This is a genomic window from Synechococcus sp. SYN20 (assembly GCF_014279555.1).
Taxonomy (GTDB): domain Bacteria; phylum Cyanobacteriota; class Cyanobacteriia; order PCC-6307; family Cyanobiaceae; genus Synechococcus_C.
In genome coordinates this window covers 1,472,970-1,488,597 of the sequence record NZ_CP047959.1, presented here as the reverse complement: position 1 = coordinate 1,488,597, position 15,628 = coordinate 1,472,970, and the positions used below count along the sequence as shown (strand labels likewise).

Annotated in this window: 12 protein-coding genes and 1 other RNA gene; 7 read left to right on the top strand and 6 right to left on the bottom strand. The window is 47.1% G+C overall.

The window, feature by feature from the left end; translation table 11 throughout:
• Window positions 1-126: 126 nt before the first annotated feature.
• From SynSYN20_RS07735 to nadA, 4 genes are all read right to left on the bottom strand, one after another.
• On the bottom strand, window positions 127-2,613 hold the full coding sequence (locus SynSYN20_RS07735) for a ligase-associated DNA damage response DEXH box helicase (RefSeq protein ID WP_186522749.1): 2,487 nt from the start codon (window positions 2,611-2,613) through the stop codon (window positions 127-129).
• Between the two features lie 168 nt (window positions 2,614-2,781).
• On the bottom strand, window positions 2,782-4,482 hold the full coding sequence (locus tag SynSYN20_RS07730; protein ID WP_186522747.1) for an ATP-dependent DNA ligase: 1,701 nt from the start codon (window positions 4,480-4,482) through the stop codon (window positions 2,782-2,784).
• Between the two features lie 10 nt (window positions 4,483-4,492).
• The gene (locus SynSYN20_RS07725; RefSeq protein ID WP_186522745.1) at window positions 4,493-5,470 is read right to left on the bottom strand and encodes a ligase-associated DNA damage response exonuclease; all 978 of its coding nucleotides are present in this window, start codon (window positions 5,468-5,470) and stop codon (window positions 4,493-4,495) included.
• A gap of 376 nt (window positions 5,471-5,846) precedes the next feature.
• Window positions 5,847-6,782 (bottom strand): quinolinate synthase NadA, encoded by a 936-nt coding sequence (gene nadA / locus SynSYN20_RS07720; RefSeq protein ID WP_186522743.1) that lies wholly within the window; start codon window positions 6,780-6,782, stop codon window positions 5,847-5,849.
• Window positions 6,783-6,876: 94 nt separating this feature from the next.
• Here nadA and SynSYN20_RS07715 point away from each other — a divergent pair, with 94 nt between their 5' ends.
• From SynSYN20_RS07715 to SynSYN20_RS07705, 3 genes are all read left to right on the top strand, one after another.
• On the top strand, window positions 6,877-7,734 hold the full coding sequence (locus tag SynSYN20_RS07715) for a TIGR04168 family protein (RefSeq protein WP_186522741.1): 858 nt from the start codon (window positions 6,877-6,879) through the stop codon (window positions 7,732-7,734).
• Window positions 7,728-8,822 (top strand): hypothetical protein, encoded by a 1,095-nt coding sequence (locus tag SynSYN20_RS07710; RefSeq protein ID WP_186522739.1) that lies wholly within the window; start codon window positions 7,728-7,730, stop codon window positions 8,820-8,822. Before SynSYN20_RS07715 ends, SynSYN20_RS07710 begins: the two co-directional genes overlap by 7 nt.
• A 263-nt stretch (window positions 8,823-9,085) precedes the next feature.
• The gene (locus tag SynSYN20_RS07705) at window positions 9,086-9,826 is read left to right on the top strand and encodes a glycoside hydrolase family 104 protein (protein WP_186522737.1); all 741 of its coding nucleotides are present in this window, start codon (window positions 9,086-9,088) and stop codon (window positions 9,824-9,826) included.
• Window positions 9,827-9,853: 27 nt separating this feature from the next.
• Here SynSYN20_RS07705 and SynSYN20_RS07700 read toward each other — a convergent pair whose 3' ends face one another.
• On the bottom strand, window positions 9,854-10,663 hold the full coding sequence (locus tag SynSYN20_RS07700; RefSeq protein ID WP_186522736.1) for a TPM domain-containing protein: 810 nt from the start codon (window positions 10,661-10,663) through the stop codon (window positions 9,854-9,856).
• 30 nt (window positions 10,664-10,693) lie between these two features.
• Between SynSYN20_RS07700 and SynSYN20_RS07695 the strand changes: the two genes are divergently transcribed.
• Window positions 10,694-11,923, top strand: a complete 1,230-nt coding sequence (locus SynSYN20_RS07695) for a class I SAM-dependent methyltransferase (protein WP_186522735.1) — start codon at window positions 10,694-10,696, stop codon at window positions 11,921-11,923.
• A gap of 4 nt (window positions 11,924-11,927) precedes the next feature.
• On the opposite strand, the gene aroB is transcribed toward SynSYN20_RS07695, so the two are convergent.
• Complete coding sequence (gene aroB, locus SynSYN20_RS07690; protein ID WP_186522734.1) at window positions 11,928-13,061, bottom strand: 3-dehydroquinate synthase; 1,134 nt, start codon at window positions 13,059-13,061, stop codon at window positions 11,928-11,930.
• A gap of 50 nt (window positions 13,062-13,111) precedes the next feature.
• On the opposite strand from aroB, the gene SynSYN20_RS07685 reads away from it, so the two are divergent.
• The 3 genes from SynSYN20_RS07685 to ssrS all read left to right on the top strand — a co-directional run bounded on the left by SynSYN20_RS07685 (window position 13,112) and on the right by ssrS (window position 15,424).
• Window positions 13,112-14,008 (top strand): carbohydrate ABC transporter permease, encoded by an 897-nt coding sequence (locus SynSYN20_RS07685; RefSeq protein ID WP_186522733.1) that lies wholly within the window; start codon window positions 13,112-13,114, stop codon window positions 14,006-14,008.
• Between the two features lie 27 nt (window positions 14,009-14,035).
• Window positions 14,036-15,238: a 5-(carboxyamino)imidazole ribonucleotide synthase gene (locus SynSYN20_RS07680; protein ID WP_255476200.1), complete on the top strand. Its 1,203-nt coding sequence runs from the start codon at window positions 14,036-14,038 to the stop codon at window positions 15,236-15,238.
• A non-coding RNA gene (gene ssrS / locus SynSYN20_RS07675) (6S RNA) lies at window positions 15,237-15,424 on the top strand. Before SynSYN20_RS07680 ends, ssrS begins: the two co-directional genes overlap by 2 nt.
• Window positions 15,425-15,628 lie beyond the last annotated feature (204 nt).

The window sequence follows — 15,628 nt, the reverse complement described above, 5'->3', positions numbered from 1 at the left end:
TGCTTGCATTCCTTTCCTAAATTTAAATAGCTTTCAACTGGCAGCTTGAAACAATTTGACCTGGGATACAAATAAGTATGCTATTTTATCTAATCACTAGTTATTCTGCCGTTTTCAATAATTATGTTACCTTTCATGCCGCAACGCTTCATTTTGCATTCTTGTGACTCTTTCTAATATTGACTCATTGCTGAGCCGAGATCGTAATCGCTCAACTAACAGTGGAAACGCTAGTGGACCTGGTCTAACGATTTCACTATGGATAATGTCACCTTTTCGTATTCGTTGTAATGCTTTTTTTAAACGAGGTAACTCAAGCTGTTCATTTAGTACTTCAAATCGTGATTGCCTTAGCAGTAGATTCTTTGGTTCATGCTTATTGAATACATCCCACAGTAGAGATCCGCTGATTTGCAACTGTCCACTACTTTTGTTTTTACCTGGAAATCCTTGCATCATTAGTCCTGATATCTGAGCAATACTTCGAAAGCGTCGTTTACACAATTCTGATAAGTTTAATGCATTTTCAATGTCTTCCTCTAGATCTTTATCATCCAATAGAATTTCTAGAGTTTCTTCAACTAGTTTGCTTAATGGATATTGTTTGGGCCCTAAAATTTCAAATCCATAATCATTTACTGATACAGTGATTGTACTTTTTTGATACTTTGATAGGCGTGATGCCCATAAAAAGCCTAGTCCTTCGTGAACAAAACGTCCTTCAAATGGATAGGCGAAAAGATGTTGTCCTTCCTTGGTAATACATGTTTCAATTAAAAACTGATTTTCACTAGGAATCATTGACAAGTCTAGTTGTCGATCGATCAAGGGTCTTAAAGACATTAACTCTGGTGTATCTAGAATTAACTTGGATGCTCGTGATACCTCTTCTCTCAGCTGAGTCGTCAAAAGATCAGATAAGGCCATCTGACCTCCTGCCCAGGCTGGAACCTTTGAACTCTTCCTGGTTGTTGTTTTTACATAGGCTGTCATTTCTTTCATTCTGATAAGTTCTAATTGACGTCCTGCAAAGAAGAATACATCTTTTGGTTTTAATTGACTGATGAAACTCTCTTCAACATGTCCAAGATAGACACCACGACTAAAGCGAACACGCACGGAAGGTGCAGAAGTGATCGTCCCAATATTCAGCCGATGAAGTCGGGCTATTGATTGATCACTTACAAAAAACAGCTTTTCAATAGCGTTCCATTCAAGTTTACGAAAGCGTGTATATGCATTTAAACAGACTCCTCCTTTTTCGAGAAACAATAGACACCATTTCCATTCTTCGTCTTCTAATGAAGCAAACGAAGCTGTTCTACGGATTGCTATGAGTGTCTCTTCAGGATTAAAGCCTGGTCCACATGCCAATGTAGTTAAATGTTGAAGTAGTACATCAAGCGGCTTACTAGGCGTTTTTCTATTTTCTACTAAATCATTGTCTAGGCCTCTTCTTAATGCACTTAGCTCTAGGAGTTCTAATGCATTTGTGGGCATAAATAGTACTTGTGATTCTCCTCCAGGGGAATGAGCCGAACGCCCAGCTCTTTGTAGTAATCGTGCGATGTTCTTAGGACTACCAATTTGAACAATTTTTTCTACAGGTTGAAAGTCAATTCCTAGATCTAGTGAACTTGTACAAACCACCCAACGGATTAACCCCATTTTCATATTTTCTTCAATAGCTTCTCTTTCGGAACGATCTATTGCACTATGGTGAAGAGCTAGTAACCCCTCCATTTCCGGGCATGCATAACGTAAGCATTGGTGCCATCGTTCTGATTGGTTCCGTGTATTTGTAAATAGTAATGTACTTATTTTCGGATCTAGCTTTGCAATGAGTTCTTCGTAATTGCGCAGGCCTAGATGTCCACCCCAGGGAAATCCATCAATGGATTCTGGGATTATACTTCTAATTGTTGTTTTTCTTTTTGGTGCATGATTTATTATTACTTTATTTGCAGTACTGATTCCTAATGCATGCTCAGTAGCTTCCTCAATATTTCCGATTGTGGCGCTCAATGCCCATGTTTGCAATGAAGGTTGCTGATGTCTCAGCCAACTTAATGCCAATTCTGTTTGGCTTCCGCGCTTGCTTCCCATTAATTCATGCCATTCATCCAGAATGACTGTATGCAATCCATCAAATAATTCTTTTGCTTTTCGATTACTCATTAATACACAGAGTGATTCTGGTGTAGTAACTAAGATTTCAGGTGGACTTTTAAGCTGTTTGGCTCGTTCTGTTGAGGATGTGTCTCCATTCCTTGTCCCTAGACGTATTGGCCACTGCATCGCATGGATTGGTTCCTGAATTGCTAGCGACAAATCCCGACTTAGAGCTCTTAAGGGAGTGAGATAGAGCACTCGTAGTCCTTTTGGACTTGTTTCTTCAGACAGGATCCTTGCAATGGGACCCATCACTGCTGCATAGGTTTTTCCCGATCCAGTTGGCACTTGGATGAGACCGCTCGCACCATCTAAATAGGAATGCCAGCTTTGTCTTTGAAAGGTAGATGCTGTCCATCCTTGATGTGTAAACCAACTCTCGATCGGTTTGAGTAGATCTTCAGTTGTATGACCTCCATCACATCCTGATTTTTTTTTCATTGGTAATGATTGATTGGTTGCCTTTTGTATAAGCTTTTACTTTGTGCTCCTCTGCGCTTGATATGTACTTTGTTGAGATAGACAGATCTTATATTGATTTTCATCTGACTCATTTCCTTACAATAGACTCTTTCATCTTTGAACCTATATTTTTTGAGTTAATTTGCATTATTTAACTTGCTTTAATAATGCGTGCGCTTGTTCGATACAGTCTGCTTCCATAACTGGTTTATCAATTCTCCATCGGTGGATTCTTGGAAATCGTACTGCAAGTCCGCATTTATGGCGTTTTGACTCCATAACGCCCTCAAAGGCGATTTCAAAAATCTGTTTCTGCTCAACGACTCTTGTTGGTCCATATCGTTCGATTGTATGAGCGCGTATCCATTTATCTAATTCCATTAACTCAGAATTGTTTAGTCCAGAATATGCCTTTGCAAAAGTAACTAGTTTTCGATCCTTTGAACTTTTATTACTGTCATCCCATAATGCAAATGTATAGTCAGTAAAAAGATTTGCCCTTTTACCCGTTCCAGCTTGTGCATATACTAAAACTGCGTCAAGAGTCATAGGATCATGTTTATATTTCCACCAATATCCTTTTTTTCTGCCTGATAAATAGTGTGAGCTGTTTTTTTTAATCATTAAACCCTCGGCACCTTCTAGACGTGCTCGATCCCTTATTTTAGTTAGTTCTTCCCATTCTGCAAACTTTTTTTCACTGTCCATCATTAAGCATGGATGATTACAGCTTTGTTGTATACACTCCAAAAGTTTTAATCTATCTCTTAGATCGTACGCTCTAATATCTGTTGATTTATGTTCTAAAATATCGTATGCCATGAATACTGTTGGGCACTCCTTCAATAACTTCTTGTTCACTGTCTTCCGTCCAAGCCTGCGTTGCAACGACGCAAAAGCCATCGGTTTGCTTATATCTTTTTGCCAACATAATATCTCACCGTCTAGCACAGTGCCATCAGTAAGATCTTCTGCCATCTCTATTATTTCAGGAAATACATGATTCACTAGTTCTTCTCCTCTACTCCATAGATAAGCGCCAGTGTCCCTTTTTATCAATTGTCCACGAATACCATCCCATTTATATTCCAATCTCCAATCAGCTGGTGGGGTTTCTTTAATGTCTTCAATCTGAACAGGACTTGCTAGGTAAAAGGGATAGGGAATGGCTCCACGATCTGTTCTTTTTTCCGACACTTGTTGAGTTAATTCTTGAAACCATACTTTATTGATTTCCATTGGTTTCATCAGACGCTCAAGTACGGTGCTTTCATCTAGTTCATATGCTTGTGCAATACTTTTAACAACGAGGCCTTTTGACACACCATTCCTGAATCCACCTGTGATTAGTTTATTTGTTAAGTAGTGATCTTTGTCTGTGATTTCACTCCACAATTTCAGTATTAATCTTTGTTGTGTTGTTTCTGTTGAATCTTTAATCTCTGGCAGCAAGGTTTCCATCCACCAATGAAGGGGTTTTGACTCTTTTGTCTCATTAAACATTTTATTGTCATTCTCCTCGAATTCAATATCTGTGGTAGTAAGTTCATTCTTTAATTGTGGCCATAATAAACTAATTGTTTCTGCGGAGTCTCCCACTTGAGCAAAACAGTCATCAATAAGCCACGAGGGCATTTTTGAGGATGCTTGTAGAATTTCTTTCAAACGTCGACCTGTGATCAGTCTTTTCTGTCGACTGCCCATCAATAATAGGAGTATCCATGATCCGTCTCTTGGATCAATATCCTTTATGAATGTACTAATTAGGTTGATCTTCTTTTTTGTAGAATTGCACTGTTCAAGGGTGTTTATCAAGTTTCCAAATGTTCTAAAGCTAACATTGCGCATTAATTGAACCTCAGCTTAATGATTTGAGTGGATCTGCTTTGATGCCTTCTACTTCCCGCAGATATCGTGAAATCACATCTTCTTGTCCATGTGTGACATAGACCTGTTTGGCTTCACTTTCTTTAATTGTTTTTATGAGACCGGACCAATCTGCATGATCACTTAGGACGAAGCCCCTTTCGTAACCACCTCTTCTTTTCGCTCCTTTCACAGCCATCCAACCTGATACAAAAGCTGTTTGTGGTTCTTTAAATCGCTTCATCCAACTGGATCGATATGCAGATGGGGGAGCAATGATTAATCTGCCTCTGAGTGGATTCTTGCGTTCTAATTCACTCACTGGACGTGTTTTAGCCATGTTGATTCCTGCTTCACGATAGTGTCGTGTCACCGTTTCCACAGCTCCGTGCAGGAGAATTTCCTCATTGATTCCCAGTCCACTTAGTTCGGCTAGTACGCGTTGTGCTTTTCCAAATGCATAGCAAAACAATAATGATGGACGATCCTTTTCATCATTCCACCATTTATAAATTTCTGCTGATATTTCCTTTCCTGGCTTCCAGTGATAGATCGGCAAACCGAAGGTTGATTCTGTGATCAGTACATCGCATTTCACCGCTTCAAATGGTTCGCAACTTGGGTCATGGCATCGTTTGTAATCGCCTGTCACAAGCCATACTTCGCCTCCTACTTCGATACGTATCTGAGCACTTCCTAAGACATGCCCCGCACTATGAAACGATATCTTTGCTTCTCCAATGATGAGTGTTTCTCCATAGCTCACTGCATGAAGCTTGATCTCCCGTCCTAGTCGTTGTCTTAAAACCCCTTCCGACTGTTTCACCGCCCAATATTCTTCAGACCCAGCTCTTGCATGATCTGCATGGGCATGGGTCAAGAGTGCCCGTTTCACTGGACGCGTTGGATCAATCCATACCCCTGCTGCAGGGCAGTACAAACCTTCAGTTCGTTGCTCAAGAACCGCCATACCTTATTTTGTCGAATTTTCTCTCTCAATGTGGTTCTCCATTGGCTTTTTATGATTATTTTGTTGATCGTGTCTATGACTTATTTAGTTGTCTTGATTCGCTTTGCATTTCCTTGTAAAAGTGCAGCTCATTTCAATGATGAGCAGTTTCTTAATTGTTGAACTCTTTTCCCTTTTTCGGTTTCAGGTAATCCATGATGAATTGACATTGCATTTGTTGTATTGTTCTACTTCGTTTGCTGTTTTTGCTGAGCAATGGTTTTCTGCATATCGTAGCTAAGTGTATTGATTTTCTGATGAGATCTTTATTTATGATTCTTTTCGAGCGTCAATTGTATTGTCCCTTTTGTTATTGAAGAGTGGTTATTGAATTTTTCTATTTGCTCATCTCCAGCATTTTCTGTATTGGTGCCAATGCTTTGACTCGAAGGTTTTCGTCCATTTCAATCTTGGGTTCCAGTGTTTCTAGGCAATGCCATAGTTTTTCGAGTGTATTCATTCGCATATACGGGCATGTATTGCAGCTACACCCGTCTAGCCCCGGAACATCGATAAACCTTTTATTTGGAACTATCTTTTGCATTTGATGCAAAATTCCGGGTTCGGTGAGCACGATAAATGTTGTTGCTGAGCTTGTTTGAGCATGCGCTAGGAGTTTGCTGGTTGAGCCTATGAAGTCGGCAAGGTCTAGAAGGTTTTCCATACATTCAGGATGTGCAATGACTTCTCCATCAGGGTGTTCTAGCTTTAGTTTCAACAACGCTTCTTCGCTAAATGTTTCGTGAACGATGCAGCGTCCAGGCCACAATGTGAGCTCACGACCACTTTGTCGTTGCACCCAACGACCCAGATTCTGATCTGGTGCAAATAGAATCGGTTGATTAGATGGAAGTTGATTGACCAAGTCAACAGCATTACTACTTGTGCATATCAAGTCGCTTTGCGCTTTTACAGCTGCTGTGCAATTGATGTAACTCACAACAAAATGCTCAGGATGGTTTGCTCTAAATGCCTCAAAATCATCGGCTGGACAATCATCTGCTAGTGAACATCCTGCCTCGCTGTCAGGTAGCAGAACAATTTTCTCTGGACTTAAAATTTTTGCTGTCTCTGCCATGAAATGCACGCCACAAAAAACAATCACATCCGCATCTGTGTTGGCTGCTTTTCGTGAAAGCTCTAAGGAATCACCAATGAAATCAGCTATATCTTGTATTTCTGGCTCCTGGTAATAGTGCGCCAGAACGATGGCGTTCCGATCCCTTCGAAGCTGGTTGATGGCGCTTACGAGATCACTGGGAGCGTCTTTCATGATCCTGATCCCTAGATCTGTCTCAGTGTTGATTGCAGACATTCTGGCCACATCGGGCAGGATGTCCAAAGCCTAGGCACCACTCCTGACCAGATTGCGCCTCGCCATAGCCGGAGACCTTCACGGTGACTGGAGTTGTCACGACGAACAACTGCTCGAGCAGTTACGTCCTGATGCTCTTTTGTTCGTGGGCGACTTGAGTGATGGTGATTTGCGCTTAGTGAAGGCAATCACACGTCTAAAGCTCCCCTGCGCCGTGATTCTTGGTAATCACGACCGGGGCAGAGATCGCACTGGTGAACGACTGCGGCAGCAGATTTCAATGTTGGGTGATCTCGACTGCTCCTGGAAATTGCGCAATTGGTCGTCACCAGCCGTTGCCATTGTTGGCGGCCGTCCTTGCAGTTCAGGAGGTGGTTTCCATATCTCTGAAGCGGTGCAAAGCGTTTTCGGCCCAGTCACGGAACAGGAGTCAGTGGATCGAATCGTTAAAGCGGCGTCCCATGCTCCCGAGGATTGGCCACTTGTATTGCTTGCTCACAGTGGGCCTACTGGTCTTGGATCTGATGCGTCCAGCATCTGTGGTCGGGATTGGAAGCATCCCCACATCGACTGGGGTGATCGCGATCTAGCGATCGCTGTTGAGACCCTCCGTCGCCGCCGAGCCGCAGATCTTGTGGTATTTGGCCACATGCACCACAGCCTCAGAGGAGGCAAGGGTGAACGGATGACTTTCCATCGTGATCGTTATGGCACCGCCTACGTCAATGCCGCCTGCGTTCCTCGCTCGGGTTCAGACGAAGCTGGGCAAACCTTGATCCATTTCACCTGGGTTGAATTTGAGGGGCGTCATCTCAGCCTTGTCAGTCATCGCTGGTTCCATCCAAATGGAACCCTCGCTTATGAACAAACGTTGTTGCGGCACCCCAGTGAAAGTCGATCGCCATGCTGATTTATGTCTGCCTAAGCAGCCATGGTTTTGGTCACGCTGCACGACAAGCCACTGTTCTGTGCGCTTTGCACCGCCTTAAGCCGTCATGGAGGCTTGTAGTCAGTTCCAATGTCTCTGCTGATTTTCTCAAGCTCGTCTGCGCTGCTGTGCCCGTAGAGCAACGCTTCGTTGGGTGGGATGTGGGAATGATCCAGGCCGATGCCCTCGGCGTTGATCAAGAGAAGACGTTGGCGTCTTTGAAGGCTCTGGAGACTGATCTGCCACAACGAATCGATCAAGAGGTTGCCTGGATTGGTGAGCAGAACACTCCAGTGCTTGTTGTAGGTGACATTCCTCCGGCAGCAGCAGTTCTATCTGAACGGTTGGGAGCTCCTTTGGTTTGGATGGGGAATTTCGGTTGGGATGACATTTATGAGCCGCTTGGTGGTCGATTCAGCGAATACGCAGCAGCAGCTCGCGCTCAATATCGGCAGGGTGAGCTGCTGTTGCGCTGCCCCTTTTCAATGGCGATGCCTTGGGGTCTAGATGAGCAGCCGTTAGGTCTCACCGTGTCTGCCTTGCGCGAGCTTCCTGCACCATTGCGAGAGCACTTGGACACGATTCAACAGCCCCTCGTGCTTGTTGGATTTGGCGGCCTTGGTCTAGCAATTGACCCTGCCCTATTTCGTCTCTGGCCTCATCATCATTTTTTGATGCCAGCCCCAGTGGCTCCTCACCTTCGGGCCAACTTGAAATATGAGGCCAATGTCACTCTATTGCCCGAAAGCGTGCGTCCTTTTGATGTTATGCCTTTTTGCGAGCGGCACCTAGGCAAGCCTGGTTACAGCACGTTTTGTGAAGCGTTAAGCCAAGACCTAGGCATGCATGTCGTGGAGCGTGATGGCTTCGCGGAAGCTTCCGTCCTCATGAATGGTCTTCGATCATTCGGACAGCACAAGATTCTTAGTCGCCATGCTTTGAATCAAGGAGAATGGGAGCTGGATCAACAACTTGTCGATGCAATCCGCCCGATTGGTTCAAAGCAAGGCGCGGAAGAGGCAGCAAAGGCTTTGGTCTCGGTTGCAATGAACACAGTTCAGCACGACTGATCGCAGCAATTACTTTTATTTATCTATGCCGAGACGGACGGCCCTCTTTGGTTTTGGCGCAGGATGCGTCCCATTTGAGTCTTGCCAGTCCCTAGGGACAATGGCTCATCTGGCACATCAGCTCTTGGGCTGATTGAGCGTGTTCGTCAAAGTTCCGTCCATTGAGCCCGTTGTGTTCAATTTATTTTTTGCTGATATTTCGAGTGCCGCCTCGCTGCGGTCTGTTGATCTCCTCCTTCGGTCAATCTTTCTTTTTTTCACGTATGACTTTCCTTGCGAAAACTGTCTGTCGAATCCTTCCAGCGGCTCTCGCAAGTTTTGGTCCTTTGTTGATGTCGTCTCAGTCAGCTCAAGCTGCTGTCGCTGCGATGCCAACCCTTGAAGCCTCCCGTTCGGGACTTACTACCCCAACAGATCAGTCTGTAAGCGCTCTTCCATTCATCATTACCCCAGAACGGCGAGCTCTTCTCAACACGATTCGCTTTGCTGAAGGAACCTGGAAAAACGGTCACGATGTTGGTTACCGCGTGATGTTTGGCGGGAGTCTGATGGGGTCGATGGATCGCCATCCCGATCGTGTCATCTACTCCTCCCGTTATGCGAGTGCGGCGGCGGGCGCTTATCAGTTCATGCCGTTCACCTGGGATCTTGTGAAGCGCAGTCTGGGTGTGAGGGGGTTTGGACCTGAAGTTCAAGATCAAGGGGCCTTGTTCCTCGTTCAAAGGCGCAAAGCTCTACGGCTAACGGATGTTGGTGTGATGACACCTCAGTTGGCGGCCAAACTTGCCCCTGAGTGGGCCTCTTTCCCAACGCTTCGCGGTCGCAGCTATTACGGCCAGCCTGTAAAACGCTTCGTCAATCTTCAATCGTTTTACAAAGTCAATTTGAGTCAGCTGCGTCAGATCAGAGATAAGCGCCAGGAAGCTCTCAGCGGAGATGATGGCAGCAAGGGCTTAAAAGCCCCTGTTTGCACAGGACCCAAGATTCTTTGTGGTATGCCTTGATCAGGGTCTTGACCTGAAGAGACAGAATTATTCGTCTGTTTCTTTTGCCAATTTCCGACCAACGATTGTCTGGGCGATGAGATAAGCACCCACCATGCCTCCAATAAATCCCATCCCGTTCCGAACAAGCGGCAAGAGATCGCTTGTTCGTGTCACCACCGGTGCGATACCAAACACTCCAAACAACATCACCCATAAGGGAGATAACAGGAGTACCCAAGCCCAAGCGATCCGTTCACCTTCTTTGCGCGGATAAGCAGCAAATCCTGCGATTAAGCCACCGAGCACTGAAGTCGCCAGAGTTAAGAGCCATTGTTCCTGTGGCAAACCAGGAACAAACTGACACCCGCCACGATCCAAGCAAAGTTCTACGGCTCCGATCGTTGCCAACAGTGAACCGTCTTCACCATTGTCGCGGACGTAAAACTGATTTCCATAGCGCGTTTGCAGTTCCACCCACCAGGTGCGAGGCATTAATGCAAAGAAGGCATCGCCCACGTTGAAATTGAGCAGATTCCCACCGCGAGGATCTCCAATAATCAACAAACTGCGCTCATCGAGGCCCCAGAACTCTTTAACGGCGAGCCCAGGAGTCTTTTCATACTGGGTGAGAACTCTCAGTTTCCAGCCACTGCGCTGTTCAAACGCATCCAGCGACGTTTCCAGTTCTTTGAGTTGATTGTCACTAAAGGCTCGAGCTAGATCGATCACCGGCGTTGGATGGTCGGGAAGTAGCTCTGGGTTGTCAATCGCTTGGACAGGATTTGCGACGAGGAGCAACAGAAATAAGCTGAACAGGGGGAACAAAAATCGTGTGAAGCGCGTTTGTGTTCCCATAGCTCTGTCGCATTACAGGCATTCTCGTCAATGACAGGCCACTCTGCGTCTTGCCCTTTATGGCTTCAACAGCGCTTTGAGCAATCAGGAGGTTCCGTACCCTTCTCCCAGTTCATGGCCTGGGCTTTGCATGACCCTGAATACGGGGCCTATGGCAGTGGCCATCTGAAGATTGGCAAGGAAGGTGATTTTGTAACGTCAACCACCCTTGGTCCTGATTTTTCAGCCTTGATGGGTTGTCAACTTGTCCAGTGGCTTCGAACTCTCGCCCTGAACCACCCAACCAAAACCCTGTCCATCGTTGAGGTTGGGCCTGGCGAAGCGGAGTTGAGTTGTGACCTCATCGATCATTTGGTTGAGCAGCTTCCCGACCTGATCCATCGCCTTGAGCTGGTTTTGGTGGAGACCAATCCAGGGATGGAACAGCGTCAACGAAAACGTTTAGAGCAGCACCAGAGCTCATACGAATCCCAGCAACGTCTTCCACACCGTTGGACCTCCTTGTCCAATCTCAAGACCTGCCCGGTCATTGGTGTCTTGATTGCTCATGAGCTCCTCGATGCCTTTGCGGTGGAGCGCCTTGTTCTGAATGATGGACGGCTACGGCGTCAAATCGTTCAATTGCAACAAGGAAGCGATGGCGAGAAAAGACTGCACTGGGGAACAGAACCCATCCCTCAAGAGCTTCAAGAGCGCATGGACGCAACGTTGTCAGCCACACAGATTGCCTTGCCTCCAGAAGATGCTGAGGATGGATGGACAACGGAATGGCATGACGCGTGCGCCGATTGGTTCGCAGAAGCATCTGAGGCGTTCATTGCGGGCCATCTGCTTGTCGTTGACTACGCCCTCGAGGCTCATCGCTACTACTCCGCTCCACGCGGGGAGGGGACCCTCATGGCCTACCGAAACCAACGGGCTAGTGACAACGTCTTGGTGGATGCAGGAAAACAAGACCTCACGGCCCATCTCTGTCTTGAGATCGTCGTACACCAGGCGACAAGCAACGGTTGGACCCTGGAGGGGCAATGCCGACAGGGAGAGGCTTTGCTCGCTTTAGGTCTTGCTGAGCGCTTCAGCAGTCTTCAACAGCTTCCGGGACACCAACTTGCTGAGGTTCTGCAACGACGTGAAGCACTCCTGCGTCTCGTGGATCCTGCCTGCCTTGGGGAATTTCGCTGGCTGTCGTTCCTGCGATTCAACCCGTTGCTTCCAAACTCAGGAACAGAGGAGCGGAGTCAATTCCTGCAAGAGCCTTGAGGCATCAACCCATCGCTGCCAGGCAAGCTCTGATTTCATCACTACTGACGTCATCCACGATCGACACAGCACCGATACCTGACGGCAATACGAAGCGAAGACGACCATTGCGGACTTTCTTGTCGCCTTGAAGCGTGCTTAAAACCAGATCTGGATCGAGATCTGGCCATTGGCTAGGCAATCCAGCATTTTCAATCAAACGTTTCTGACGTTCCGCATCGGATTGGGGCATCACACCGCGCTGCACGGCAAGGGAAGCCACCGCCACCATGCCAATCGCTACCGCTTCCCCATGGAGCCAGGTGCCGTATCCGGTGAGTGTTTCGACGACGTGTCCAAACGTATGGCCGTAATTAAGGATGGCCCTCTGACCTCCCTCTTTTTCATCAGCAGCGACAACGAGTGCTTTGGCTTGCGCAGACCGTTCGAGCAAAGTTTCCAGCAGTTCGGTGGAAATGGAGAGAGGGTCGTCAAAGCCGGTGGATCGCTCGAGCAAGTCGAACAAATCCGTATCTCCGATCATTCCGTATTTGATGACCTCAGCTAAACCAGCCCTAAATTCCCGCACGGGAAGCGTCTGAAGCGTGTCTGGATCAATCATCACCAACCGAGGCTGATGAAAGGCGCCGATCAGATTTTTACCGCCTGGATGATTCACACCAGTCTTTCCGCCAATGGCGGCATCCACCATGGCCAATAGCGTTGTCGGCACCTGCACGACACCGATTCCGCGCAGCCAGCAAGAAGCCGCAAAACCAGTCATGTCGCCAACAACCCCACCCCCCAGAGCGAGCATGAGTGACTGTCGCTCTAACCCTTTCTTCTTGGCAGCATCAAGAATCGTGCTGAAGGTGTTCAGTGTTTTTTGTTCCTCACCTGCGGCAATGGTTAGCAAACTGGATTGAAATCCCGCCTGGGCGAGGCTTGAAAGGCAACGGCCTCCATAAGGCGTTGCAACATCTGCATTGCTGACAACCAGAATTTTGGTGTTAGGGCGAATCCCAATTCGTAGCAATTCAGCACCGAGATGATCGACACCGCCGGAGTTGATCACAACGTCATAGGGATGGTGTTCGAGCGCAACGCTGATACGTCTTGCGGTTAACGCTGATGTTGAGCTCAATTGGAATTTGGTCATGCCGCCCGCTGTGACGGATCTATTCTCCGTCAAACCATCTGGCGCTGGTGATGGCCCTGCCTTCAACGTCCAAACAGCGGACCACGCTGATCGCCTGGGGGTTTTTAGCTCCTGCCTTAACTCTTCTGAGCCTTTCCGTGCTGGTTCCGGCACTGATGGCGCTTGTAATCAGTTTCACGCAAACAGGTCTAGATGTCACCGAGCCACTGAAATTCATTGGCTTAACAAATTTTCAGAGGCTTCTTGGCGATCCAATGTTTTATCAGGTGCTTTGCACTACTTTAATTTATTTATTCGGGGTTGTTCCACCTATTGTGATTGGCGCCCTAACCCTTGCGGTTCTTGTCAATCGAATCCTTCCAGGTGTGCACATCCTGCGCGCTGCTTTCTACACGCCAGTTTTAGTTTCGATCGTTGTAGCTGCTATTGCCTTTCGATGGCTGTACGCCGAAAACGGCTTAATCAACGGATGGCTTGGCGCCTTATTTGGTCAAGGATTCATCCCCATCGATTTTTTAACCAATCCGTTTTTAGCCCTTCCCTCAGTGATGCTCGTCACCCTGTGGAAAGGTTTGGGCTACTACATGGTGATTTTCCTGGGAGGACTTCAAGGCATCCCAACAGAGCTTTATGAAGCCGCTGAGTTGGATGGAAGTGAAGGCTGGCGAAAGCATGTTGATATCACTTTGCCTTTACTGCGTCCATACGTCACCTTGGTGGCCGTGATCTCCGCGATTGCAGCAACCAAGGTGTTTGAGGAGGTGTTTCTGATGACACAGGGTGGCCCTGCAGACTCCACTCGCACCCTCGTTTATTACGTCTACGACCAGGCCTTCGCAGAACTTGAAATCAGCTACGCCTGCACGGTTGGCCTCGCGCTGTTCCTGCTCGTTCTTTTGCTAACTGCCATTCGACTTGCGTTCGGAGGAGAACGAAGCCTGATTTAAGGCTGTCATCGTTGCTAAAAGGAGAGAATGACAAGCTCCACTCAGACCGATCTGCAAAGGATGCCCAACGCTGACAACACAATTGGGGTGATCGGTGGAGGGCAACTTGCCCTCATGCTCGGTGAAGCAGCGCAAACACGAGGTTTGACGCTTGCGGTGCAAGCTTCTAAAGCCGAAGACCCTGCTGCCTCACTAGCTAAGGATTTAGTGATTGCTGGATCAACAGATGTCCGTGCAACAAGGGAGCTGTCATCGCATTGCGTAGGCATCACCTTCGAAAACGAATGGGTCGCTGTCGATGCCTTGATGCCTCTGGAGCGACAGGGAGTGCAATTCACTCCATCACTGGCGAGCCTGGTCCCTCTTGTGAATAAGTTGTCCCAGAGGCGGCTACTCAATGACCTTTTGATTCCAAGTCCAGATTGGATTTCATTAGCTGAACTCAATCCTGGGTCGCCATCCTTACCGAGCGGATGGACCTTTCCAGTAATGGCGAAGGCTGCCTATGGCGGTTACGACGGGAAGGGAACAAGGGTTTTAGAAGATCTGAATGGTTTGGCACAGTTACTTCGAAACGTCGATGCCAATGAGTGGTTAATCGAAGCCTGGGTTTCCTATGAACAAGAACTTGCTCTCGTTGTCAGCAGAGATTCAAAGGGGCGTATTCGTAGCCTGCCTTTAGCTGAAACGCATCAGAGAAATCAGATTTGCGACTGGGTCATCGCACCTGCACCAGTGAGTCAACTCGTTGAAGCAACGGCCTACAACATTGCGGCCTCACTTCTCACAAAGCTCAGCTACGTAGGGGTGATGACATTGGAGTTTTTCTATGGGTCAGAGGGTTTATTCGTAAATGAAATAGCACCTCGAACGCATAATTCAGGGCATTTCTCAATTGAGGCTTGTTCAAGCAGCCAATTTGATCAACAACTCTGTATTGCCGCAGGGCTTGATGTCCCTAATCCAGAATTCATTGCCGATGGCTCCTTGATGGTGAACTTGCTTGGTCTCAGTCCAGACCAAGAACCTTCGCTAGAGAATCGCCTCACACAATTGCGTTCAAACGAAGCGCTGCATCTGCATTGGTATGGAAAAGATGAAATCCCTGGGCGAAAAGTGGGGCATGTCACAACCCTTCTTAATGGCTCAACGGCTGTGGAGAGAGCTGAGCACGGACAGAAAATGCTGCAATGCATTCGTGAAATCTGGCCTCTTCCCCTAAATTGGTAGAGAACTGCTGTGTTGGTGACAGCCTTTCTCTAGTGCTCTGATCTGACTCTCTTTCGACATGGGGTGACTGTCGTGTGGGTGCCGTAAACCGGTCTTGTAATCGGAAACGAATCCTCTCGAAATCTTTTGCCCCTTCTGGTAACTCCAGGTCGAACACTGGGGCTCGCACGGCACAGCGGTTCACAACCATTTGAAGCTAGTGATAACAAGACTTCTCACCTGTACTTGATTCGGTTAAATCACTGTTAGGTAGCACTGAGAAGAGCAATTCCGAGCGGTGATTGAATCATAAGTTTTGGTTATGGATGGTGAGTTTGCTTATTGGCTAGCTGAGTGCATATCTCCTTGCTGTTGTTGGGCTCACCTTGAGGCATGTAGCGATGGCTCTGC

Bases quoted from the DNA above. Each gene is read 5' to 3' on its own strand.
- SynSYN20_RS07735 (WP_186522749.1), bottom strand. From the start codon at position 2,613: ATGAAAAAAAAATCAGGATGTGATGGAGGTCATACAACTGAAGATCTA.
- SynSYN20_RS07695 (WP_186522735.1), top strand. From the start codon at position 10,694: ATGACAGGCCACTCTGCGTCTTGCCCTTTATGGCTTCAACAGCGCTTT.
- SynSYN20_RS07725 (WP_186522745.1), bottom strand. From the start codon at position 5,470: ATGGCGGTTCTTGAGCAACGAACTGAAGGTTTGTACTGCCCTGCAGCA.
- SynSYN20_RS07680 (WP_255476200.1), top strand. From the start codon at position 14,036: ATGACAAGCTCCACTCAGACCGATCTGCAAAGGATGCCCAACGCTGAC.
- nadA (WP_186522743.1), bottom strand. From the start codon at position 6,782: ATGAAAGACGCTCCCAGTGATCTCGTAAGCGCCATCAACCAGCTTCGA.
- SynSYN20_RS07700 (WP_186522736.1), bottom strand. From the start codon at position 10,663: ATGGGAACACAAACGCGCTTCACACGATTTTTGTTCCCCCTGTTCAGC.
- SynSYN20_RS07710 (WP_186522739.1), top strand. From the start codon at position 7,728: ATGCTGATTTATGTCTGCCTAAGCAGCCATGGTTTTGGTCACGCTGCA.
- SynSYN20_RS07705 (WP_186522737.1), top strand. From the start codon at position 9,086: ATGACTTTCCTTGCGAAAACTGTCTGTCGAATCCTTCCAGCGGCTCTC.
- aroB (WP_186522734.1), bottom strand. From the start codon at position 13,061: ATGACCAAATTCCAATTGAGCTCAACATCAGCGTTAACCGCAAGACGT.
- SynSYN20_RS07685 (WP_186522733.1), top strand. From the start codon at position 13,112: ATGGCCCTGCCTTCAACGTCCAAACAGCGGACCACGCTGATCGCCTGG.
- SynSYN20_RS07730 (WP_186522747.1), bottom strand. From the start codon at position 4,482: ATGCGCAATGTTAGCTTTAGAACATTTGGAAACTTGATAAACACCCTT.